General features: G+C 68.0%; 19 protein-coding genes and 1 pseudogene. 9 read left to right on the top strand and 11 right to left on the bottom strand.

Annotated elements, in window-relative coordinates:
* Positions 1 to 17: 17 nt before the first annotated feature.
* The 3 genes from RH90_RS17500 to RH90_RS17510 all read right to left on the bottom strand — a co-directional run bounded on the left by RH90_RS17500 (position 18) and on the right by RH90_RS17510 (position 2,537).
* Positions 18 to 701, bottom strand: coding sequence for a hypothetical protein (locus RH90_RS17500; protein ID WP_010187530.1), 684 nt, complete (start codon positions 699 to 701; stop codon positions 18 to 20).
* A gap of 170 nt (positions 702 to 871) precedes the next feature.
* Positions 872 to 1,213, bottom strand: coding sequence for a hypothetical protein (locus tag RH90_RS23990; RefSeq protein ID WP_010187531.1), 342 nt, complete (start codon positions 1,211 to 1,213; stop codon positions 872 to 874).
* A 94-nt stretch (positions 1,214 to 1,307) separates the two neighbouring features.
* Complete coding sequence (locus RH90_RS17510; RefSeq protein ID WP_029625420.1) at positions 1,308 to 2,537, bottom strand: multidrug effflux MFS transporter; 1,230 nt, start codon at positions 2,535 to 2,537, stop codon at positions 1,308 to 1,310.
* A 134-nt stretch (positions 2,538 to 2,671) separates the two neighbouring features.
* Between RH90_RS17510 and RH90_RS17515 the strand changes: the two genes are divergently transcribed.
* Complete coding sequence (locus RH90_RS17515) at positions 2,672 to 3,067, top strand: DUF3597 domain-containing protein (protein WP_010187548.1); 396 nt, start codon at positions 2,672 to 2,674, stop codon at positions 3,065 to 3,067.
* A gap of 88 nt (positions 3,068 to 3,155) precedes the next feature.
* Here the strand turns inward: RH90_RS17515 and RH90_RS17520 are convergent, their stop codons facing one another.
* The 3 genes from RH90_RS17520 to RH90_RS17530 form a co-directional block, all read right to left on the bottom strand.
* A complete protein-coding gene (locus tag RH90_RS17520) occupies positions 3,156 to 7,340 on the bottom strand; it encodes a translocation/assembly module TamB domain-containing protein (RefSeq protein WP_010187550.1) in 4,185 nt (1,394 codons plus the stop codon).
* Positions 7,337 to 9,316 carry an autotransporter assembly complex protein TamA gene (locus tag RH90_RS17525; protein WP_010187552.1) on the bottom strand — a complete coding sequence of 660 codons (1,980 nt, stop codon included), beginning with the start codon at positions 9,314 to 9,316 and terminating at the stop codon, positions 7,337 to 7,339. Before RH90_RS17525 ends, RH90_RS17520 begins: the two co-directional genes overlap by 4 nt.
* Positions 9,317 to 9,378: 62 nt before the next feature.
* Positions 9,379 to 9,588: a hypothetical protein gene (locus RH90_RS17530; protein WP_010187554.1), complete on the bottom strand. Its 210-nt coding sequence runs from the start codon at positions 9,586 to 9,588 to the stop codon at positions 9,379 to 9,381.
* A 184-nt stretch (positions 9,589 to 9,772) separates the two neighbouring features.
* Between RH90_RS17530 and RH90_RS17535 the strand changes: the two genes are divergently transcribed.
* The gene (locus RH90_RS17535; RefSeq protein WP_029625421.1) at positions 9,773 to 9,955 is read left to right on the top strand and encodes a hypothetical protein; all 183 of its coding nucleotides are present in this window, start codon (positions 9,773 to 9,775) and stop codon (positions 9,953 to 9,955) included.
* A gap of 27 nt (positions 9,956 to 9,982) precedes the next feature.
* Here the strand turns inward: RH90_RS17535 and RH90_RS17540 are convergent, their stop codons facing one another.
* Positions 9,983 to 10,618 (bottom strand): S24 family peptidase, encoded by a 636-nt coding sequence (locus RH90_RS17540; RefSeq protein ID WP_232280380.1) that lies wholly within the window; start codon positions 10,616 to 10,618, stop codon positions 9,983 to 9,985.
* 85 nt (positions 10,619 to 10,703) lie between these two features.
* On the opposite strand from RH90_RS17540, the gene RH90_RS17545 reads away from it, so the two are divergent.
* Both RH90_RS17545 and RH90_RS17550 read left to right on the top strand, forming a co-directional pair.
* Entirely contained in the window at positions 10,704 to 10,886 is a 183-nt protein-coding gene (locus tag RH90_RS17545) for a hypothetical protein (RefSeq protein ID WP_029625422.1), read from the top strand.
* Positions 10,883 to 11,194 carry a hypothetical protein gene (locus RH90_RS17550; protein WP_010187560.1) on the top strand — a complete coding sequence of 104 codons (312 nt, stop codon included), beginning with the start codon at positions 10,883 to 10,885 and terminating at the stop codon, positions 11,192 to 11,194. Before RH90_RS17545 ends, RH90_RS17550 begins: the two co-directional genes overlap by 4 nt.
* A 2-nt stretch (positions 11,195 to 11,196) precedes the next feature.
* Here RH90_RS17550 and RH90_RS17555 read toward each other — a convergent pair whose 3' ends face one another.
* Both RH90_RS17555 and RH90_RS17560 read right to left on the bottom strand, forming a co-directional pair.
* Entirely contained in the window at positions 11,197 to 12,024 is an 828-nt protein-coding gene (locus RH90_RS17555) for a hypothetical protein (RefSeq protein WP_010187562.1), read from the bottom strand.
* Positions 11,994 to 13,235 (bottom strand): TIGR04063 family PEP-CTERM/XrtA system glycosyltransferase, encoded by a 1,242-nt coding sequence (locus RH90_RS17560; RefSeq protein WP_010187564.1) that lies wholly within the window; start codon positions 13,233 to 13,235, stop codon positions 11,994 to 11,996. The genes RH90_RS17555 and RH90_RS17560 overlap by 31 nt, the downstream gene beginning before the upstream one ends.
* Before the next feature lie 121 nt (positions 13,236 to 13,356).
* On the opposite strand from RH90_RS17560, the gene RH90_RS23995 reads away from it, so the two are divergent.
* From RH90_RS23995 to RH90_RS17570, 3 genes are read left to right on the top strand one after another with little or no spacing between them, the layout of a single operon-like run.
* Complete coding sequence (locus tag RH90_RS23995) at positions 13,357 to 13,500, top strand: hypothetical protein (RefSeq protein ID WP_198283418.1); 144 nt, start codon at positions 13,357 to 13,359, stop codon at positions 13,498 to 13,500.
* Positions 13,493 to 14,851, top strand: coding sequence for a putative O-glycosylation ligase, exosortase A system-associated (locus tag RH90_RS17565; RefSeq protein ID WP_010187566.1), 1,359 nt, complete (start codon positions 13,493 to 13,495; stop codon positions 14,849 to 14,851). The genes RH90_RS23995 and RH90_RS17565 overlap by 8 nt, the downstream gene beginning before the upstream one ends.
* Positions 14,848 to 15,957, top strand: coding sequence for an acyltransferase family protein (locus RH90_RS17570; RefSeq protein WP_029625423.1), 1,110 nt, complete (start codon positions 14,848 to 14,850; stop codon positions 15,955 to 15,957). The genes RH90_RS17565 and RH90_RS17570 overlap by 4 nt, the downstream gene beginning before the upstream one ends.
* On the opposite strand, the gene RH90_RS17575 is transcribed toward RH90_RS17570, so the two are convergent.
* Positions 15,933 to 16,484 carry a type 1 glutamine amidotransferase domain-containing protein gene (locus tag RH90_RS17575; RefSeq protein WP_010187569.1) on the bottom strand — a complete coding sequence of 184 codons (552 nt, stop codon included), beginning with the start codon at positions 16,482 to 16,484 and terminating at the stop codon, positions 15,933 to 15,935. The genes RH90_RS17570 and RH90_RS17575 overlap by 25 nt on opposite strands.
* 94 nt (positions 16,485 to 16,578) lie before the next feature.
* Here RH90_RS17575 and RH90_RS17580 point away from each other — a divergent pair, with 94 nt between their 5' ends.
* Both RH90_RS17580 and RH90_RS17585 read left to right on the top strand, forming a co-directional pair.
* Positions 16,579 to 17,583, top strand: coding sequence for a DNA topoisomerase IB (locus tag RH90_RS17580; RefSeq protein ID WP_037492901.1), 1,005 nt, complete (start codon positions 16,579 to 16,581; stop codon positions 17,581 to 17,583).
* A gap of 8 nt (positions 17,584 to 17,591) precedes the next feature.
* A complete protein-coding gene (locus RH90_RS17585; protein WP_010187573.1) occupies positions 17,592 to 18,860 on the top strand; it encodes a mechanosensitive ion channel family protein in 1,269 nt (422 codons plus the stop codon).
* Between the two features lie 118 nt (positions 18,861 to 18,978).
* Here the strand turns inward: RH90_RS17585 and putA are convergent.
* Positions 18,979 to 21,968: pseudogene (gene putA / locus RH90_RS17590) on the bottom strand (bifunctional proline dehydrogenase/L-glutamate gamma-semialdehyde dehydrogenase PutA).
* Positions 21,969 to 22,061 lie beyond the last annotated feature (93 nt).

Consider the following 22,061-nt stretch of genomic DNA (forward strand, 5'->3'; position numbering starts at 1 on the left):
CGCAAGGATCGCATCGGCTAGCGCCGCGGTGCCGGCTTCAGCGCGATGCTCCGGATCCGCCAGCGTCGCTGCGCGGGCGTTGCGCCATCGATGTCGCCGGAACGGTGAAGCGTGACCGCACCGATCTCATAGACCGGCGTCGCGCCGCGCTTGAGCCGGGCATAGACCTGGACGGGCACCGTAACGTAGCGCTGCCCTGCCCCCGCATCGATCGCGCCGGGGGCGCCGACATGGGCGTGATATTCGCTATAAGCCGCAAATCCCGCAGCGAACGCCGCGGCGTTCCCGGCGCCGGGCTCGCGCAGTGCAAAGGCCTGCGTATATTTCTGCTCGCCGATCAGGGCATAATAGGTCTGGACGACATCCGCCGCACCCTGCGCGCTGTCTGGGGTGAAGCGTGCCTCGCTGACGGGTGTACGGTCGTCGGGCAGCCCACCCGGCGTACCCGGCGCCGGCGGATCGAGCGGCGCGGGGTCGGCGGTATTGGTTGCCGCGTTGTCTCCGCGATCCGCAGCCGCGCCGGGCTCGGGCGCCGCGTCGGTTTCGCTGATCTCGATCGGGGCGTTGGCGCCATAGGCATCGACCGAATCCTGCGCGCGGAGGGCGGCCGCGTTGATGTCGATGCTGTTGGGCTGGCTCGGCGCATTGGCGGAGCAGCCTGCGACGAACAGGAGCGGTAGGGATAGGAAGAGAGGTTTCATCGCTAGGCTCGCAAGCTGGGATACGAGGATCGTCCTAGCCGAACGTAACCGCCCATTGCCCGTTCCTCTGCGCGCCGTTCCAACGCGGCGAAGCGTTGGGAAACGCCGTTCGCCGCGTGGTCGAGCCGATCACGGACGGAGCACCACCGCGCCCCGCCCGTGGCCCGGCGTCACGGCCGCAGCGCGGTCTCGTCGCGGTCGCTCAGTTCATCGTCTTCGACCGTGTCGTCGTCGAGTTCGTCCTGAACATCGTCTTCGTCTTCATCGTCGTCGCTCTCGTCGGCATCGTCCTCTTCTTCGCCGACCTCGTCGTCGTCCATGTCGAGATCGTCGTCATCGTCATCGTCGCTCGACGCGATATCGGGGTTGATATCGGTCAGCAGGGTGCCGTCGCTCGGCCCGTCGCGCGTTACTTCGAGGATTTCCGCGCGCTGGCTCTCGTCATAGCCCTCTTCGTCGAACCCGTCGTCGCCCGTGCCCACGCCGGGCACCTGATGTCCACCGATGCTCATCTTCGCTCTCCCGACGGCCCCGCGGGATGCGGGATCGTTCCATCAGCGAACCGTGCGGACGCGAAACGGTTCCGGCCCGTGCGGGTAAACTGCGTCAACTGGGGCGAAATAGCCGTCCGCGCTCGACGATCGCTGCGATAACGATACCCGAAATCCCGGCGACCAGAAAGCCCAGATGAAGCGGCACGGTCGTACCGTCGAAGCTCCGCCCGATCGCCCAGCCGATGATCGCGCCCATCGTAATCCCGAAGAATCCCTGCACGCTCGACGCGACGCCGGCGATCGACCCCATATTCTCCATCGCCATCGCCGACATGTTCGAGGTGGCGAGGCCGAAGCACGCCATGGTGATCGCCTGCAGCACGACGAAGACGATCAGCGGTTCATCGCCGAACCATCCGACCGCAGCCCCGGTACCGGCCGAAACGATCATCACCACCAGCGCGGCCTGAGAGATGCGCCGCATGCCGAGCGTCATCACGATCCGCGAATTGAGCAGATTGGCCACCGCCATCGTTCCCGCCGACGCCGCGAACACGCCGCCGAGCCATTCGGGGCGGTGGAAGACGCGCTCCATGATCGGCTGGATCGAGCCGAGATAGCCGAAGATCGCACCCTGCGCGATCAGCGCCGCGATCGTGTAGCCGACCGAATAGCGGTCCGACAGCGTCTGCCGCCAGCCCGCCAGCGTCGCCTTGATCGACAGCGGCGACTTGTTTTCGGGGCGCAGCGTCTCGGGCATCCGCCACGCGAACCAGATCAGGCAGAGCAACGCGCCGCCGGCGATCACCTCGAAGATCAGCCGCCATGATCCGATCAGCAGGATGCCCTGGCCGATGCTCGGCGCGACGATCGGCACCGCCATGAACACCATGAAGGCGAGACTCGTCACCTGCGCCATCGCGCGGCCGGAGAAGCAGTCGCGAATCAGCGCAATCGTCACGACGCGGCTGGCGGCGATGGCGAGCCCGCTGAGGAAACGCACCGTCAGCAGCAGGGTGAAGCTGTTGGCCAGGCCGGCGCAGAGGTTGCCGACAATATAGAGGACGAGCCCGACGATCAGCACCGGGCGGCGGCCATAGCGGTCGGTCAACGGGCCGTGGATCAGCTGCCCGATGCCGAGCCCGACGACGAACACCGTGATGATCAACGGCGCGTCGATAATCGCATCGACGCCGAGCCGCCGCGCGATGTCGGGCTGTGCGGGCAGCATCGTGTCGATGCCGAGCGAGCCCAGCGCGATCAGCGCGGCGATCAACGGCACGAACTCGAGCAGCCGTAGCGGCGGCGAGTCCATCATCGGACGATGGGGGGGAAGCGACATTGCGCGCGCCATGCCCGACTTGGCCGCGCGGGTCACCCCGCAAAGCATGCATCCGGTCGAACGCGCGGCGCAGCCGTCGCGGAACGGACATGCCCGCGGGGCATTGTCGAGGTTCACCACACGGGAGCAAGACGATGAGCGTTTTCGGTATGATCAAGGATGCGATTTGGGGCCACAAGGAAGCCCCGGCCGCAGGGTCCCCCGCCGCGCCGACGGCGCCGCAAGCAGCTCCGGCACCGGCCAGCCCCGCCCCTGCGGCGGCAGCACCGGCCCCCGCCGCATCAGCCCCCGCTGCGCCGGCCAAGCCGTTCGACCTCAATGCGGTCCTGACGCAAAAGGCCGCCGACAAGGGCCAGCCGCTCAACTGGCAGACCTCGATCGTCGATCTGATGAAGCTGCTCGACCTCGATCCGAGCCACGACAACCGCGTCTCGCTGGCCAAGGAACTGGGCTACACGGGCGACATCGACGACAGCGCGACGATGAACGTCTGGCTGCACAAGAAGGTGATGGAGCGGCTCGCCGAGTAACGCGCTTTTCGAGAAGCGCGAACCGAAGTGGACCCGCGACGCCTCAAACGGGCGTTGCGGGTCCACTTTTTTGCACCGCTACCGCGGTTCAATAATCCTTCGACACGCGGACGTTGGCGGTTTGGCGGCCGAGCGTCGAGACGGTCGAGAGCAACGACAACCAGCGCGTCACCTGGAACTCGACCTGCGTTGCCGAATAGCCCGCGCCGTCGGTGACGATCTCGGCATAGAAGCGCCGCGTGATGTATTTGCCCGCCGCGACCGACGTCTTCTGCCCCGTCGTCGGATCGGCCGAGACGATCCGCAGCCGGTCGAGCCCGGCGACGCGACGCACGGCGTTGATCGGATCGAGCCCGCCCTTCCCATTCTGCAACGCCGCCACCGCCGAGGCCAGTTGCAGTGCCTCGGGTGCCGACAGATTGGTGATCGACGTGCCGAACAGCAGGCGTGAGAGCAATTCGTCCTGCGGCAGCGCGGGCACGCTCGAGAAAGTGATCTCGGGCTTGAGCGCGGGTCCGGTCACGTTGATCGAGGCGGTCAGCCCGGTGGTGTTGGCATTGGCGACGATATCGAGCGCGGGGTTGGCCGGCACCTCGCCTGCGAACAGGATCTTGCCGCGGTCGAGCGCGAAGGTGCGCCCCGCGAAATCGTAATTGCCGCGCACCAGATCGGCGCGGCCGGTGATCGCCGGATTGTCGGGCGCGCCGCCGATCTGCAAATCGGCCGACCATTCGCTGCGCAGCCCGAGCCCGGTTACAAGTACCTGATTTGGTGCGCGCGCGTGGATCGCCAGCGTCCAAGGCACCGGCGGAAGCTCGTCGTCCTGGCCGCCATCGGGCAGATTGATCTCGCGGATGTTGAGCTGCGGCAACGCCGTCGCCGCGCTCGCCTGGCCGAGGCGATAGCGGCTCTTGTCGAGCCGGAGATTGCCCGAGATCGTGCCCCCCGCCCCGTCCGACTGGAAGCGCAGCGGCCCGGTGACGGTCGCGCCGATATCGTCGCGCGCGATCATCACGGCGTGATCGGCCTGGACCTGAAGGTCGAGCCCGAGCCCGTTCTTCGCCGCGAAATCGAACACGCCGGTGCCGGTGACATGCCCGCCCTTCCCCGCGTCGGCAGCGAAGCGGTCGAGCACGAGCCGCGATCCGCCGAAACGGCCGGTCGTCTGGACATTGGTCAGCACGGTGCCGGTGGTCGTGCTTTCGATCTTCGCGCCCTTGGCCTGGACGACGCCCTTGATCTGCGGGTTGGCGACCGTCCCGCCGGCATCGGCGCCGATCGCGACCGGGCCGGTCAGATCGAACAGTTCGACCCTGGTCAGCCGCCACACGGTGTCGGCCGGCCCGTCATAGCGCAGCTGCGCGAACAGACCGGCCTTCTGCACGCGCTCGGCAAGGTCGCCGCCGTCCGGCAAGCTCAGCAGGATCTGCGCGCGGCCGACCGTTTTGCCGCCCGTCTCGGCGATCGCGCGCGCCGCGAGCCGGTCGCGCGCGAGCAGGCCCGAAATGCCGACATCGACCGGGCGCGACGAGACGATCAGCCCCGAGCGGGTCAGCCCGCGCACCGTCATGTCGATCTTGCCGGTCGGCGGCGCCCCGCCGCCCTGCGCGTAGGACAGGCTGCCCGAGGCGTTGCCGCCGAGCGCCAGCCCCGGATAGCCGATATCAAGGATCGACAAGGGCATCCGTGCGACCGTCGCGGCCAGCTCGGTCGATGCGCCGGTGAAGCGGCCCGACACCTTCGCCGCACCGCCCGAGAAGGTCAGGTCGGTCGGCGCGAGCCGCCAGCCATCGCCGTCGCGCGTCACCACCGCGGGGGTGACGAGCGTCAGCGGACGCCGGTCGAGCGTGCCATGCGCCGAGACGACATAGCGGTCGGGCGCAACCTGCGTCACCGACTGGATGTCGAACGCGCGCCCTTGCGAGCCCGCGATCGAGGCGGTGATCGTCCCCGTCCCGCCGCGCAGCTTCGCGCGCGCGGCGAATCGCCCGATCACCAGCGAGCGCCGCCGCAGCCCCGCGCCCACCAGGTTCGCGTCGATCGACGTTCCCGTCGGGTCGAGCAACGCGACCAGATCGAGATGTCCGCGCCGCAGCACGAAGGCGTTGGCGAGCTTCGCCGCGGTCGCGTCGAAATGCGCTTCGATCTGCTGCTTGTCCTGCACCGGCCGGAACAGCAAGGCGCCTGTGAGCCCCCCGCCCGCCACGTCGAGCCTGCCGTCGAAGCCCCCGGGGACGATCCGCAGCGGCCCCTTGGCATGCGTCCCGCTGACCGCGAGATCGGCGATCGCGATCGTCCCGTCGCCGCCCTTGGGCAGCAGGATCGCGCCGTTGCCGCTGAACGGCCCGAGCCGCGAGTCGCCGCGCGCGGTGAAGGCAAAGCCCGCATCGGTCGGATCGAGATGCGCGACCACGTTCGACAGGCCCATCGTCGCATTGGGCCGCGCGAACACCAGGTCCAGCGTCGGATGGTCGATCTTGCCGTCGAGCTTGAGCGTCAGCGGGCCATAGGTCGTCTGCTGCCCTGCCCCCTCGAAATGGAAGGTGCCGTCACGGTGACGTACGCCCGTTCCGGTGATGCGGATCTGCGGCGCGGTCAGCACGAGGCCGTTGAGGTGGAGCAGCCCGTCGGGGGTGCGCTCGAGCCCGGTGACGATCCGCGGCAGGCCGCCGCCGAGCGAGCGGAAGAAGGCGTTCTCGAGCGTGATCATCTGCGCGACGCCCTGCCCGACGACGCGCGTCCCGCGTCCGCCGGGCCCCGGGATCACCTTGAGCGTCGTCTGCACGTCGACCACGCCGAGCCCCGGGATGCGATAGCGCCCGAGCCCGCCATTGACGCCGATGTCGTAGCGCCCATCGCGCAGGTCCAGCAGCAAATTGATCCGCCCGCTGAGCTTGTCCGAGGTCAGCTTGAGATCGTCGCCGAGCACGAGCTGCGGCGTCACGCGCAGCACGCCGTAGATCGTCAGATTGCGCAGGATCCCGCCAGCGACATCGCCGACCCCGGTAACGCGCGCCGCGGTCGCGCGGATCGGGACGAGCACGGGCTGTTTCGAGAAATGCCCGCGCCCCGCCGCGCGGAAATCCTCGAAGCCGGTATCGTCGAACGCGAAGCGTTGCGCGGTGAGGCGATAGTCGAACGCCGCGGTGGCGAAACGGCCGTCGAGGATTGCGCGCAGTTCGATCGCGCGGCCGGTCATATTGGGGAAGAGCGCGTTCGGTCGCGTGAGAATCGCGTGAATCCGGAGGTTACGGTACGCGCTCTGCGCCAGATCAAGCGTGCCGTCGCCCGTCACATCGAGCGAATCCGAGCGCAGCGACAGGTTGCCCTTGAGCTGGCGATCGACCAGCGTCGCGCTGCCATGGACGAGCACGCGCGGCACGGTCAGCCGCTGCAGTTTGCCATGCGCGAGCGGCGCCGGGACGAGCGTGCCCGACACGGCATAGGCGCCCGCGCGGTTCGACAGCGCGAGATCGGCGAGGCGCGTCGTGCCGACATCGGCGACAACCTTGCCGCGCCACGCCGCCCAGCTGCCCTTGCCCGACAGATCGAGCGCGATCGACTTGCCGAAGCCCGACAGCTTCGCCAGCACGCCGCGCGCGGTCCCGCGCACATGCGCGGCCGCCTCGAGCCGGTCGCGATCGGGCTCGGCGTCGAGGTGAAGGCGGATATCGTCGCTTCCCGCGACGACCGCGGCGAGATCGATCAGCGCGCGGCCGCGATGCGTATCGGCGCGCGCGCGCAGCCGGGCGATACGTTCGACCCCGGCGACTGCCGGCGCGACGACGAGCCGGTCGACCGCCAAGCGCCCGATATGGATGTCGAAGCTCGGCAGGATCGGCCCCTTGGTCGGCGTCGGCTTCGTCTGCGGCAGCCGCGCAAGCGTCGCAGAAGCGATCCGCAAGCTGCTGATATCGAGCCGATTGTCGAGCCAGTGGAACGGCGACCAAGCGAGCTCGGCGCGCGGCGCGGCGAAGAACATGCCACGCCCGTCGCGCACCCGGACGTCGATCAGCGTCGCGCGCCCATAGATCGAGCCTTCGATCCGTCCGATGCTATAGCGCAGCCCATTGGCGGGCTTCAGCGCCGCGATCCGGTCGACGAGGAAGCGATGCCCGATGCCGGTATCGATCAGCCCCAACGCCGCGAGCCCGAGCAGGAACAGCGACGCGACGATGACGAAGACGATCCGCCCCAACGGTCCGTGCGGCTTGACGGTGGCGACCGGCGTCGCTTCGGCAACCGGCTCGGGGGACGCCTGGATTTCGCTCAAAACGCCTGCCCCAGCGAGACATAGACCGCGACGCGCGGATCGCCCGGCGCGGGGTTGACCGGCGTGCCGACATCGATGCGGATCGGCCCGAAATTCGAATAATAGCGCAAGCCCAGCCCGGTACCGTAGCGGAGCGCGCCGAGGCTCGGCAGCAGCCCGGTCGAGATATTGCCGCCGTCGAAGAACGGCACCACCCCGAAATGGCCGAAGGTCTTGACGCGCGCCTCGAGCGAGAACTCAGCGAGGCTGCGCCCGCCGACCGGGTCATTATTGGGGTCGCGCGGCCCGATGTCCTGATAGCCATAGCCGCGCACCGATGCACCGCCGCCTGCGTAAAAGCGGCGCGACGGCGCGATCGCATCGCGCGGCGCGCCCGCGATCGTGCCGAGCCGGATCCGCCCGGCAAGGACCGCGCCTTTGGTCACGCTCTTGTACGCGCTCGCGTCGAATTGCAGCCGCGCATAGCCGAACGCTTGCCCCTCAAGCGAAATTTCGGGCGAGAGCCGCCCGCTGAGCCGGAACCCGCGTGTCGGATCAAGCAGGTCGTTCGATCCGTCATAGCTCAGCACGGTCGGCAGCGCCCCGATGAAATAGGTCCGCCGCCGCGGCGCTCCGGTGTCAATGAGCACGTCGCGCTCGTCCGAGGCGACAAGCTCGGCGCCGAGCGACCAGGTCCATTTCTTCTGGAAGAAGATGTTGGTCTGCCGCTCGAGGCTCCCCGACAGCGACACGGTGCGCGCCTGATAGGCGGTGCGCTTGACGTTCGAGGCGACCGTCTGGAAGGTCAGGATCCGGTCGCGCCCCTCGAAATTGTTGCGGCGGAAGGTGACGCTCGCCGATTGCTCCTGCGTGCCGAGCACCCCGGCCAGCGTCAGCGCGCCTTCGGGCGGGAAAAGGTTGCGGTTGGTCCAGCTCAGCGCCGCGCGCGCGCCTTCGCCGGTGCCATAGCCGAGCTCGCCGGCGATGGTGTGCTTGGGCGCGGGTTCGAGCCCGACCGCGATGTCGACCGTGCCCGGCTCCTTGCCCTCTACGGGCGTGATCTTGACGCTCGACACCAGACTCGTCTGAACGAGTGCGCGGCGCAGGTCGGCGAGCGCCGAGGCGTCGAACGGCTGGCCGGGCGTGAAGCGCGCGATGTCCTGGACATGGTCGGCATCGAACACCTTGCTGCCCGAGGTCATCGTGATCACGCCGAAGCGCCGCGCCCCGCCTGGGACGACCGCCAGATCGAGCGTCGCGGTATGCGCCGCGCGATCGACCACGATCTGCGGATCGCCGACGATCGCGAAGGGGAAGCCGCGGTCGCTGATCGTCGTGCGCAGGCTCGTCTCGGCGGCGAGCACGGCGTCGACATTGACCGCATCGCCCGGATCGAGCCCGAACGCCTTGCGCAAGGCCGGCGCCTTTTCCCCCGCCGCGTCGATGCCGGCGACGTTTACGCCACCGAAGGTATAGAGCGGCCCCGGTTCGGCATCGAGCACGACGAGCGGCCGCGCCGCCGCCTCGACGCGGGTCGCGACGCGTGCATCATAATAGCCTTCGCCGCGCAGCAGCGTCGTCAGCAGCGTCGCATCCTCGCGCGCGCGCCGGTCGAGCTGCGCACCGTTCGCGGGCTGGCCTTCGTTGGCCTTGAGCGTCGAGAGTTGCGCGAAGCGATCGCGCAGCAGCGTGCCTGCCACCGCATCGATCCCGTCGATACGATAACTGTAGCGCGTCTCGCCGGTCACCGCGGTCGGGGTATCGGGCGTGGCGGGCTCGGCCGGTGCCTTCGACAGATCGGGCCAGGCGACGCCGAGCCCAGGCAAGGGCGCGAGCGGCGATTGCGGGTCGAGCTGCTGCGGCGGCGGTGGCGGGTCGAGCGGCGACGCGACGGGGCTCGCCGCCGGACGCGTTTGCGCCGTCGCGCCGGAACCGACACACCAAAGAATCCCGGCGGCCGCCCGATACGCCCGCCGCCGCCCGACCGATAACGACATACGCCGTCCTAGCCCGGCTCTCGGGCGAGCAACAGGGGTTTAGCGCGGGCTCAGCGCGGCAATCAGTGAATCGTGCCGAACGCGCGATCGAACGAGAGCAAGACAATCAGCCGCTCGATCTGCCGCCAGCGGCAGAAGTGCAGGTAGTTGCCGAGATCGCGGCTGCGATCGGCGCGTGCTGCCGCTTCCTGGCCGGCGGCGCCGCCGAAGACGGTGATGAGATCGGTGGCATGCGTCAGTTCGGTGCGGTCCGCGAGATAGGGAAGATGCATATAAGCTCCGCTCAAGACGCACCCGCACGCGCTGCGGGCACGGTCGCACTTCACTGAGCGTGCCACTCCGCGCGATCGCCGCGATCGCATGCCAGACGAAGGTTAACGGCATCGCGCACGGCGCCCCACGCCTCCCGGGATGGGACGCTGGCGTCCTGCCGCGGGACATGGCACAGCGCTGGACATGATCCGCTCCTCCCCTCCCCGTACGCCATTGGCCGGTGGCGCGCTGATCGCGCTCGGCGCGATCGCCGGCACCGGCGTCGGCCTGTTCTCGCCGCTCGGGCCCACGCGCGGGTTCCTGATCGGGCTCGGGCTGGGCGTGACGATCTCGATCGCGATGTGGCTGCGCGACCTGCGCCGCTGAAGCCGAAGCGAACCGGGGCAGCAGGCATTAGCGCAGCGCGCGCGACAACCAGACGACCCGGCCGATAATCTCGGCTGCGGCCGTTGTCATGGGCGGATAGGCCGGGTTGTCGCTCGCGATCCGCATGCCATCGGCCGCCTTTGACACACGTTTGACCAGCAACACGCCATCCAGCCGCAGCACGAAGATCGCCGGCGTCGCGCCGACCCGCATATCGCGTTCGTCGATCACGATCTGGTCGCCGTCGGCGATCGTCGGCAGCATCGAATCGCCACGGGCGCGCAGCATCGCGGCGTGCTCCGCGTCGAGTCGGAGCGAATCGAGCAAGCGCGGATCGAGCAGCATCGCCCCCTCCTCCGGCACATCGGCGCCGAGCGTGCCCGGCCCCGCCGACACCTCGACATCGAGCCGGCGGATCGGCGCCAGTCGCGGCGCCGCTAGCCCGCCGAGTTCGACCGGATCGACGCGGAAATAGGCGGCGAGCAGCGCCCGGTCGCGCTCGGCCAAGTCGCGCGGCGTCCCGCGCCGGACATATTGCTGGAGATAGGCGTCATTGCGCCGGAGCATCCGCGACAGCGCGGCATAGCCGACGCCGTGCGCGTCGATCAGCGCGGCGAGGCGCGCGCGGGGATCGGGAGGCTCCATTCGCGCCACCTTAGACATAGGAATTTTCCTAGACAAGCTGGAAAATAGAACAGATCGTGAACGCAGACGCTGAATGACGCCACCGAATCGCAAGGAGATCGCCATGTCCGTACTGCAGAAAATCGATCGCTATCTGAGGGCGAGCGCAATGCCGCCGACCACCTTCGGGCGGCTCGCAGTGCGCGATCCGCGACTCGTGCGCGACTTGCGCGGCGGACGCGAGCCTGGCCCGCGCATGGTGCGCCGGATCGAAGCGTTTCTCGCCGATCAGCGGGTGTCGCGATGAGCCGCGGGCCCGACGCCGCGACGCTGCTCAAGCGCGCGCTCGAGCGCCACGGCGATGCCGCCGGCCTCGAGATCGCGGTGCGCATGGCCGAGACGACGCGCTGGGCAAGCGCGACCTTCGCCGGGGCGCGGCATCAGATCACGTTGACGCTGCGTGACGACGCGTTCGGGCAAGCATGGCTCGGCGCGCTCCCCGACGCCGATCTGCCGCTGCGCGGGCATCTCGTGGCAGATCTTGCGGTGATTGCGATCACGCGCCGCGACGCGCGCTCGATAGCGACGGTCGAGGCGTTGACGGTGGAGACCTGAGTTCAGCGGTGGTCGGTCGCCATGCGCCGCAAGCTCCCCAACGTATCCTCGATCGTGTCGTTCGGCGCCTGGGCCGTATCGCGCCGGCTGACGACGCGTTCGAGCCGGTCGAGCAAGGCGTGGATCGTCTCGGACGGATCGCCTGCGTCCTCGGTCGAACGGTCCGGACGCGCGATCGGGCTGGGCGTCCGGCGTTCGATCGCGGGCGCGTCGACCGGGCCGAGCGGGAAGGTTTCGAAACGCTCGCTCGGGTCGAAGGTCTGGCGGCGCGGCAGCGGCAGCGGTTTGCTCGCGACGGGTTCGGGCGTCGCGGTGTCGCGCAAGAAATTGGGGTCATAGGCCGAAAGCGGCTCGTCGAGATCGACCGGCAGGGGCCGCTCGACCAAGGGCGCGATCTCGGCCGCATCGAGATGTACCGGCCGCGCGCGGACCTCGAGAAAAGGCGTGCCAAGATCGGTATTGGCGAAGAGCGGCCGCCGCGCAGGAGCGTCGGGATGCGCGTCGGCGCGGCGCAGGACGGGCGCGCTGCCGCTGCTCGTCGTGGGGCGACGAAGCGTGACCGTCCGGCCGCCGAAGGTCAGGAACAGGCCGAACCAGGCCAGCACCGCGACCCCGCCACCGCACAGCAGCACCAGCGCCGCGCGCGCGGTGAAGCCGAGGGGCGGCTCGGCCGCCGACAGCACCGACGCGACGCCGCTATCGACCACCATCGATTCGAGCAATTCGGTCGGGATCAGCGCAAACATCGCCGCGGTCAGCACCCCGATGATCCCCGCGACGAGCGGGGCCAGCGGGAGGGTCAGGCGTTGCGGATCGGAGGAGACGGCCATGCACTCTGCTCTGCCATGCTATCGGTAAGTTTTTGGTAAACGGGCGCGTAACGCGCAACGTTAACAGCCCAGTTACGCTCCGCCTCGACAAAAATACGCCCGCGCGTGCGGCGGTCTTCCCAACTGGCGCGATCGGCGAGCAGATCGGCGAGCGCGCGCGCCATCGCTTCGGGGTTGCCGGGCGCAAACAGCGTCCCCGTCTCGCCGTCGCGAATCAGCTCGCGATGCCCGCCGACGTCCGACGCCGCAACGAGACGGCGCTGCGCCATCGCCTCGAGCGGCTTGAGCGGCGTCACCAGATCGGTCAGCCGCATCTTCTTGCGCGGGTAAGCGAGCACGTCGATCACGCTGTAATAGCGCTCGACCGCATCGTGCGGCACGCGCCCGACAAAATGGATCTGCGCCGCGACCGGCGATGCCGCCGCCTGCGCGCGCAGCGCCGCTTCCATCGGGCCGCCGCCGACGAGCACGAGGTGCGCTTCGGGTCGCGCGGCGACCAAGGCGGGCATCGCCGCGATCAGATCGTCGAGCCCCTCATAATCGTAGAAGCTGCCGATGAAGCCGATCACCTCCTTGCCCGTCACGCCGAGATCGGCGGCGAGCGCGGCGTCGTGTGGCAAAGGCGTGCCGAACATCGCGAGATCGACGCCGTTGGGCGAGACGATCAGCTTGGCCGGGTCGGTCCCGCGCGCGATCAGGTCGCTCTTCAACCCCTCGCAGATCACCGCGACCGCATCGGCGCGCCTGACCGCCCAGGTCTCGAGCGCGCGGGTCGCGCGGTAGCGCAGCGAGCCTTCGCGCCCCGTCCCGTTGCCGACCGACGCGTCCTCCCAGAAGGCGCGGATCTCGTAGACCAGCGGCAGCTGGTACTTGCGCGCGACGCGCAGCCCCGCCAGCGCATCGAGCACGGGCGAATGCGCGTGGAGGATGTCGGGCTTGAACTGCTCTACCACCTCGCTGATCCGTCTGGCGAACGCCGCGATCTCGCGCAGTTCGCCGAACGGGGCGGGTAATGGCCCGACTGCTTGGGTCCGATAGAAGTCGATGCCGTCGACGCTCTCCTGCCCTTCCCGCGACGAGTTCTGGCGCGGGCCGGTGACGGCGGCGACGGTCCAGCCGCGCTGCATCTGGCTCTTGAGGATCGCGCGGGTCCGGAAGGTGTAACCGCTTTGCAACGGCAGGCCGTGATCCAGAAGATGGAGAATGCGCATGCTGGCCCCCTAACGCACGAGTGCTTAACGGAGCCTCAACTTGACGTCCGTAGAGCGGCGTGTGGCCCTTCGCAGCCGCGAGCGATAGGGCGAGTTCAGGCATGGAAAGGAGCGCGAGCGCATGATCGACAATTTCGCGCTGGCGATCAGCCACGGGCTGATCGCGCTGACGGTCTGGCGGCTGCTGCGCCGGCCCGATCTCGATCGCGAAGTCGCGCCTGGAGAGACCGCGCCGCGCAAGCGCAAGGGCCGCCCGCTTGCGTGATCTCGTCTTCGTCGCGTTCCTCTGCGCCTTCTTCGCCGCCGGGTTCCGGCGGCCGTTCATCTTCGTGCTCGCCTATGTCTATATCGACGTCGTCTCGCCGCAGCGGCTGACCTATGTGCTGCTCAACAGCGTGCCGATCTCGCTGATCGCGGTGGTGCTCGCGGTCGGCGGCTGGCTGATGGCCGACGACAAGACCGGCACGCGCGTCACGCCGCGGCAGGGGCTGATCGTGCTGTTGCTGATCTACTGCTACTGCACCACGCTCACCGCGGATTTCCCGGTCGAAGCGCTCGATAAGTGGGGCTGGGTGTGGAAGTGCCTGGCGTTCGCCGCCTTCCTCCCCTTCACGCTGCGCACCAAGCTCCGGATCGAGTCGCTGTTGCTGGTGATGGTCGCTTCGGCGGCGTCGATCATCATCGTCGGCGGGATCAAGACGATCGCCAGCGGCGGCGGTGGCTATGGCTCGCTCAACCTGATGGTGTCGAACAATTCTGGGCTGTACGAAGGCTCGACCATCTCGACCGTCGCGGTCGCGATTATCCCGCTGATCCTGTGGTTCACGCGCCACGGCACGATCTTCCCGCCCGACTGGAAGGTGAAGGGCTTCTGCTATGCATTAGTCTTTTCGTGCCTGCTGATCCCGGTCGGCACCTCGACGCGGACCGGGCTGCTGTGCATCGGGCTGGTTGCGCTGCTGATGCTGCGCGATGCCAAGCGCAAGGTGCTGTATCTGTGCCTGCTCGGCGTCGCGGGAATGATCGTGGTGCCGTTCCTGCCCTCCGCCTTCACCGACCGGATGAGCACGATCAAGACCTACAAGGCCGATGAATCGGCCTCGACGCGGATCGCGGTGTGGGGCTGGACGTGGGAATATGCCAAGGAGCATCCGATGGGCGGGGGCTTCGAAATGTACCGCCAGAACAAGATTCGCTACGATACCGAGCGCGTCGAAGGCACCGCTGCCAATTCGACCGTCGACCGGCATCTGACCGTCGATCAGGCGCGCGCCTTCCATAGCGCCTATTTCGAGATGCTCGGCGAGCAGGGCTTTCCCGGGCTGATCCTGTGGCTGTCGATCAGCCTGATCGGGATCTTCCGGATGGAAGTGCTGCGCCACCGCTATCGCAAGGCGGCGGAGGACATGACGTGGGTAACGCCGCTCGCGGGGGCGCTGCAATCGGCGCACATCGTCTATCTGCTCGGCGCGACCTTTATCGGGATCGCGTTCCAGCCGTTCGTCTATATGCTGATCGGCGCGCAGATCGGGCTCGACACCTATCTCGCGCGCAAGCGTGCGGGGGCGCCGTGGCAGCCGCGCAAGGCGCGCAGTGCCGAGCCGCTTCCGGCATGACGACTGCCGCGCCCCACCGTCACGAACTTCGCGCGCTCACCGGAATGCGCGGGATCGCCGCGTGGTTCGTCGTCTTGTTCCATATCCGGCTGTCGATCGACTGGCTGCCCGCCGGGTTGGTCGCGCTGTTCGCCAAGGGCTATCTCGCGGTCGACTTCTTCTTCCTGCTGTCGGGCTTCGTGATCTGGCTGAGCTGGAGTGCGCGGCTGCGCAGCGGCGGGATTGCCGCGGTGCCCGGCTTCCTGTGGCGGCGGCTTGCGCGGATCTGGCCGCTGCACCTCGTGATGCTCGGCGCGACGCTCGCGCTCGTGCTCGCGCTCGCCGCGACCGGGCGGCACGATGCCGGGCATTACCCCTATGCCGAGTTGCCGCTGCACATGCTGCTGCTGCAGACCTGGGGCTTCACCGATCGCCTGACCTGGAATGATCCCAGCTGGTCGATCAGCACCGAATGGGCTGCGTATCTGCTCTTCCCGCTGGTCGCTTTCGCGCTCGACTGGCGGCGCGTGCCGAGTTGGGTGGTTGTATCGGCGATCGGCGCGTTGCTCGCGCTGCTGCACGTGGTGATGGCGGGATCGCCGTCACTCGGCACCGATATTTGGACCTTCGGGCTGCGACGTTGCCTGATCGAGTTCGCGGTCGGGGGCGCCTTGTGCTCGCTGTGGCAGCGGTGGCGCGACGCGCCGGTCATCCCTGCGCTTGTGGCGCTCGGATGTGGTATCGGCGCGTTCGTGGGCTTTCTGGAGGGCGAACCCGAGACGCTGTGTATCCCGGCGACATTCGCCGCGGCCTTGCTCGCGCTGGCACTGACCTCGGGATCACGCGGCAACCCGCTCGACGTACCGGCGCTGCATTATCTCGGCGAGATCAGCTATGCGACCTATCTCAGCCATTTCCTGCTGTTCGTGATCGTGAAGCTCGTGCTGGTCGATGACGTCCGCGACATCCCGCCCGTCCTTATCGCGCTCTATCTGCTGCTCGTCCTGGGCACGTCGGTGGCGCTCCACCATCTGGTCGAACGCCCCGCGCAGATCTGGATGAACCGCCTCCCCGCCCGCCTGCGGCGGACGGGGAGCGGGGCTCAGGCCTCTTCCAGCTCTTCCTGAAGCGCTGCGAGGATCGCCTTGTTGAAGGCGGGAATATCGTCGGGCTTGCGGCTGGTGATGAACGGGCCGTCGATCACGACTTCCTCATCGACAACGTCGGCGCCGGCATTGGCGAGATCGGTGCGGACCGACGGCCAGCTCGTCATGCGACGGCCATCGACGACGTCGGCCTCGATCAGCAGCCACGGCGCATGGCAGATCGCCGCGATCAATTTCTCGTCATCGGCGAATTCCTCGATGATCTCGATCGCGCGGTCGTTCATCCGCAGCGTGTCGGGGTTGGCGACGCCACCCGGCAGCAGCAGCGCGGTATAATCTTCGGTGTCGACATCCTCGAGCAGCAGGTCGGGCGTGATCGTGTCGCCCTTCTCGTCGTGGTTCATGCCCTGGATCGGATCGGTCTTGTCCGAGGCGAGCGTCACCTTGACGCCGGCGTCGAGCAGCGCCTGGCGCGGCTCGAAGAGTTCGACCTGCTCGAAACCGTCGGTTGCGAGGATAAGCACGTGAGCGTTCGAAAGATCGGCCATGATGGGTCTCCGGCTGGGGTGTTCCGGCGGCTTAACCATCGGCACGGCCTGCCCGTTCCGGAACGTTGCGATGGCCCGTGCATTGATAGAGGCCATGACGGACATCTCTTACCACGACGACAGTGACCCTGGTATTACACGCAAGGCGATGAAGCACGGCTGGGGCTATTTCGACCCCGACGGCGCGCGGATCACCGATCGCGACGAGATCGACCGGCTCAATGCGATCGGCCTGCCCCCCGCCTATCGCGATGCCTGGTTCTGCCCCAGCCCTTACGGCCATATCCAGGCGGTCGGCTGGGACGAGAAGGGCCGCAAGCAATATCGCTATCACGCCGGTTTCCGCGAGACGCAGGAAGCCGCGAAATACGAGCTGTGCGCGCCGTTCGGCCATGCGCTGCCCAAGTTGCGCGCGCGTGTTGCGGCCGATCTTGCCAAGCGCGGCATCGGTAAGGAGACGGCGGTCGCGGCGGTGGTGCGGCTGCTCGATCTCGGCAAGGTCCGCATTGGCAACGAAGGCTATGTCAAGGCGAACAAGAGCTTCGGCGCGACCACGCTGCGCAAACGCCACGCCGCGCTGAAGGGTCAGGCGTTGAAGCTTCAGTTCAAGGCCAAATCGGGCAAGCTGCGCGTGCTGACGATCACCGACAATTCGCTCAGCCGCTTCGTCAAGCGCTGCCAGGATTTGCCGGGACAGCATCTGTTTCGCTGGGTCGATGCCATGGGAGACTGCCACCCGGTCACCTCGTCCGACGTCAACGCCTATATTCGCGAGGCGATGGGTGCCGATTTCACCGCGAAGCACTTCCGCACCTGGAGCGCGAGCGTGCTCGCGTTCGAGGCGCTCGCCGGCGCGCCGCACGACATCAGCCTCAAGACGATGTTGCTTCCGGTCAGCGAGGCGCTCGGCAACACGCCGGCGATCGCGCGCAAGTCGTACGTCCATCCGGCGTTGCTCGCGCTCGTCAAGGATGGGCAGTCCGAGTTTCGAGCAACGCTCCGCCTGCCGCGCAGCACGCAGCATCTGACGCGCGCCGAACGCGGCTTGCTCGCCTTCCTCGAACAGGGCACGGCACCGTCTCCTGCGAAAGCCGCCTGAGTATTTTCATGACGACCAAGAATAGCACCGCGATCCTGCCGCCGATCCGCGTTCAGGATTTCGACGAACAACTCCGCAGTCTGATCAGCACGACCTATCGCTGGGCCGCGACGCACTGGCTTCAATTGATCGTTGCTATCGCGGTAGCGAGTGCGCTGGTCGTTGCGATGCACTTCGTCCGGCGGCTCGCTCGAAAATATTGCGCGCACCCGTCGCTATCGCGTCGCTGGGGTGCGATCGTCGCGCGTGCCATGGTCGCGACCGGCAACACCTTCATGGTGATCGCCGCGGTGAAGCTCGTCAGCGCGGCCAATTTCACCGACACGCCGCAGGATGTGCGCGCGACGATCAACTTCATCTGGATCCTCACCGCCGGCTATCAGGGCGCGATCTGGGCGCGCGAGATCATCATCGGCGCGATCGAATATCGCACCGCCGACGAACATTATTCGGGCGAGGCGATCGGCAGCGCGATGGGGATCATTCGCATCCTCGTCGGCTTCGCGGTTTTCGCGATCGCCGCGATCGTCGTGCTCGACAATCTCGGGGTCAATGTCACCGGTCTGATCGCGGGTCTCGGCGTCGGCGGTATCGCGATCGGTCTCGCCGCGCAGGGCATCTTCGCCGATTTGTTCGCCGCGCTCGCGATCATTTTCGACCGTCCGTTCCGGCGCGGCGACGCGATCAGCTATGATAAATCGTCGGGTACGGTCGAGGCGATCGGACTCAAGTCGACGCGGATCCGCGGCGTCACCGGCGAGGAGCGGATCGTCGCCAACAAGCAATTGCTCGAGAAGGAAATCATCAACAACACGCAGCGCGACTATCGCCGCATCGTGTTCACGCTCGGGCTGGTGCAATGGACCCCGATCGAGACGCTTGAGGCGCTGCCGACGATGATCAAGGAGGTGGTCGAGGCGCGCGGAATGACGTTCGTGCGGGCGGGCTTCACTACCTTCGGCGCGAGCAGCTACGATTTCGACGTGGAATTCGATTCGCCGAGCGCGGCGTTCCAGGAATTCTACGACGCGCGCCATACGGTTGGGCTGGCGATCATCCGTTGCCTTAACGAGGCAGGGATCAGTCTGGCCTACCCGACGCAAACCAGCTTCACCGCCGCGCCCGATGGTGAGATGGTGCTGCCATATGCGGCGGCTGACGCGCATCCGGCGACGGAAAAACCCGAGCCCGCGCCCGTTCACGTTCCGGCAAACCGCCAGGGAACCGGCGCGACGCCGAGCGATTCGGCGGTCGATGGCGACTCGGGGCACAGCTGACCCTCCCCCCGTCACCCCGGCCTCGTGCCGGGGCCCACCGTCCCGCGCGCGCCACGGCGGCAAGTCGCGCATCCCGGTGGGCCCCGGCACAAGGCCGGGGTGACGGCAGGTTACCGGCTCAGATCCCGCCTTCGTCCAGGCTGAGCAGCGTCGCATTCCCGCCAGCGCTGGTCGTATCGATCGACACCGCGCGCTCGACCACGAAGCGGTGGAGGTAGTGCGGCCCGCCCGCCTTCGGCCCCGTACCTGACAGCCCCTCGCCGCCGAACGGCTGCGACCCGACCACCGCGCCGATCATCGAGCGGTTGACGTAGAGATTGCCGACCTGTGCCAGCGCCTCGGTCTCCTCGGCGGCGCGCGCGATGCGGCTGTGGAGGCCCATCGTCAGGCCATAGCCCTTGGCGTTGACCGCCGCGATCGTCTCGGCGAGCTTGCCCGCGGGCCAGGTCGCGACGTGCAGGATCGGGCCGAACCATTCCTGCGTCAGGTCCTCGATCCGGTCGAGATGGACCAAGGTCGGCGGGACGAATAGCCCTTCGGCGGGCGCATCGAGCGTCTTCACGACATCTGTGCGGCCGCGATAGGCCATCAATTTGTCGTAGGCGGTCTGGTCGATCACCGGGCCGACATCGGTCGCGGGGTCGGCGGGGTCGCCGAGCCGCAGCGTGTCCATCGCACCTTTCAGCATCTCGATCGTCGTGCCGGCGATCTCCTCCTGCAGCAGCAAGACGCGGAGCGCCGAACAGCGCTGCCCGGCCGAGCGGAACGCCGAGGTGACGACGTCGGCCACGACCTGTTCGGGCAGTGCGGTCGAATCGACGATCATCGCGTTGATCCCGCCGGTCTCGGCGATCAGCGGGACGATCGGGCGGCTGTCGTCCTCGAGCAGCGTCCGCGCGATTTTCCGTGCGGTGGCGGTCGAGCCGGTGAAGGCGACACCCATCACGCGGCGGTCGGCGGTCAGCGCGGCGCCGACCTCGGGGCCGCCGGGGAGCAGGATCAACGCGTCCTTCGGCACGCCCGCCTCATGCGCCAGTTCGACCGCGCGCGCGGCGATGCGCGGGGTCTGCGGCGCGGGCTTGGCGACGACGCTGTTGCCCGCGACGAGCGCGGCGACGGTCTGGCCGAGGAAGATCGCGAGCGGGAAGTTCCACGGCGCGATCGTCGCCCACACGCCGCGCCCGTCGAAGCGCAGCACATTGCGCTCGCCGGTCGGCCCGGGGAGTTCGATCGGCTGGAGGCCGTCGCGGGCCTGCTGGGCGTAGTAGCGGCAGAAATCGACCGCCTCGCGCACTTCGCCGAGCGCGTCGGGGATCGTCTTGAAGGCTTCCTGGACGCAAATCGCCATCAGCTCGTCGCGATATTGCTCGAGCAGGTCGGCGAGGCGATCGAGGCACGCGGCGCGCTGGGCGACGGGGGTGGCGGACCAGGCGGGGAACGCGGCGTGGGCACGCGCAACCGCATCTCCCCTCCCGCTTGCGGGAGGGGTTGGGGGAGGGAAGTGCGAAACGGTCGGAGTCGCGCTGGAGGCACGCCCCNNNCTAGCCCCTCCCGCAAGCGGGAGGGGGACGAGACGGCATCGACCGTCTCGCGCAACACCGTGCGGTCCGCCAGATCGAGTCCGGCACTATTGCGCCGCCCTGCCCCGAACAGATCGACCGGCAACGGAATGCTCGGATGCCGCGCCCCGCCCACAGCGGCGATCTTCGCCACAGGGTCCGCCAGGATTTCCGCCTCGGTCAGCCGCTCGTCGGCCAACTGATGCACGAAGCTCGAATTCGCCCCATTCTCCAGCAACCGGCGCACCAGATACGCCAGCAAGTCACGATGCCCGCCAACCGGCGCATACACCCGGCAATGATAGCCATTCTCGCGCACCAGCCGCTCGTACAGCCCGTCGCCCATGCCGTGCAGCCGCTGAAACTCGAAGTCGCGGCTGTTGCCCGCCCATTCCATGATCGTCGCGACGGTCAGCGCATTGTGGCTGGCGAACGCCGGGCGAATACTCGGCGCATCGAGCATGTCGCGCGCAACCGCCAGATACGACACGTCGGTCGCCGCCTTGCGCGTGAACAGCGGATAATCGGCCAGCCCCTCGACCTGCGTCCGCTTGATCTCGCTGTCCCAATAGGCGCCCTTCACGAGCCGCACGTTCATGATGCGATCGAGCGCGCCCGCCCATGCCACCACCGGTCGCGCGCGCTTGCCATACGCCTGCACCGCCATGCCGAACCCGTCCCAGCCCTTGAGGCTCGGCAGCGCGGCGACGGTGCCGATGATGTCGAGGCTCATCTCGAGCCGCTCGCTCTCCTCGGCATCGACCGTCAGCGCGATGCCCTTGCTCGCCGCCTGGAGGGCGAGTGCCTCGAGCATCTCGGTCAGCGCGGGAACGCATTCGTCCCAGCGCGACACTTCGTAGCGGGGGTGCAGCGCCGACAGCTTGACCGAGATCGAATGCCCCGCCGCCGGATCGCGCCCGACCGCGTCGACCGCATCGGTATAGGCGCGGAAATAGCGCTGCGCGTCGTCGTGCGTCCGCGCCGCCTCGCCGAGCATGTCGAAGCTCGCCGTGAAGCCCTTGTTCTCGGGCTTGCGCATCCGCTTCATCGCTTCGTCGATCGTGCGGCCCATCACGAAGATCTCGCCCATCATCCGCATCGCCGCGCCGACCGCCTGCCGCACGAACGGCTCGCCCGCGCGGCTGATGAGACGACGCAGCGAACTCTGCGTCTGCCCGTCACCGACCAGGGCGCGGCCCACCACCAGCCCCCAGGTCGCCGAATTGACCAGCGTCGAGTTCGACTTGCCCGTGTGCGCGCGCCAATCGGCATCGCCCAGCTTGTCGGCGATCAGCAGATCGGCGGTCTCGGGATCGGGCACCCGCAGGAACGCCTCGGCGAGGGACAGCAGCGCCACACCCTCGGACGAATTGAGCCGATATTCCTGCAGGAACTGGTTGACCCACCCCTTCCCTTGCGCCGCGCGCAGGTCGGCGAGCAGCCCGAGCGCATGGCCCATCACCCGCTCGCGCGACTCGGGCGTGAGCGACGCACGGTCCAGCAGTGGCTTTAGAACATCGGGTTCGCTCGCCCGGTGCAAAGCGCCCATGGATTTGCGGGCATTGGACGCTACGTCAAAGGTCATGTTCCGGTTTCCGGTCAAGGTGAGGCATGCGCAAGGCTTGCGCCGCGCTTGCGTGAG

Source organism: Sphingomonas sp. PAMC 26605, assembly GCF_000241485.1.
Lineage (GTDB): Bacteria > Pseudomonadota > Alphaproteobacteria > Sphingomonadales > Sphingomonadaceae > Sphingomonas.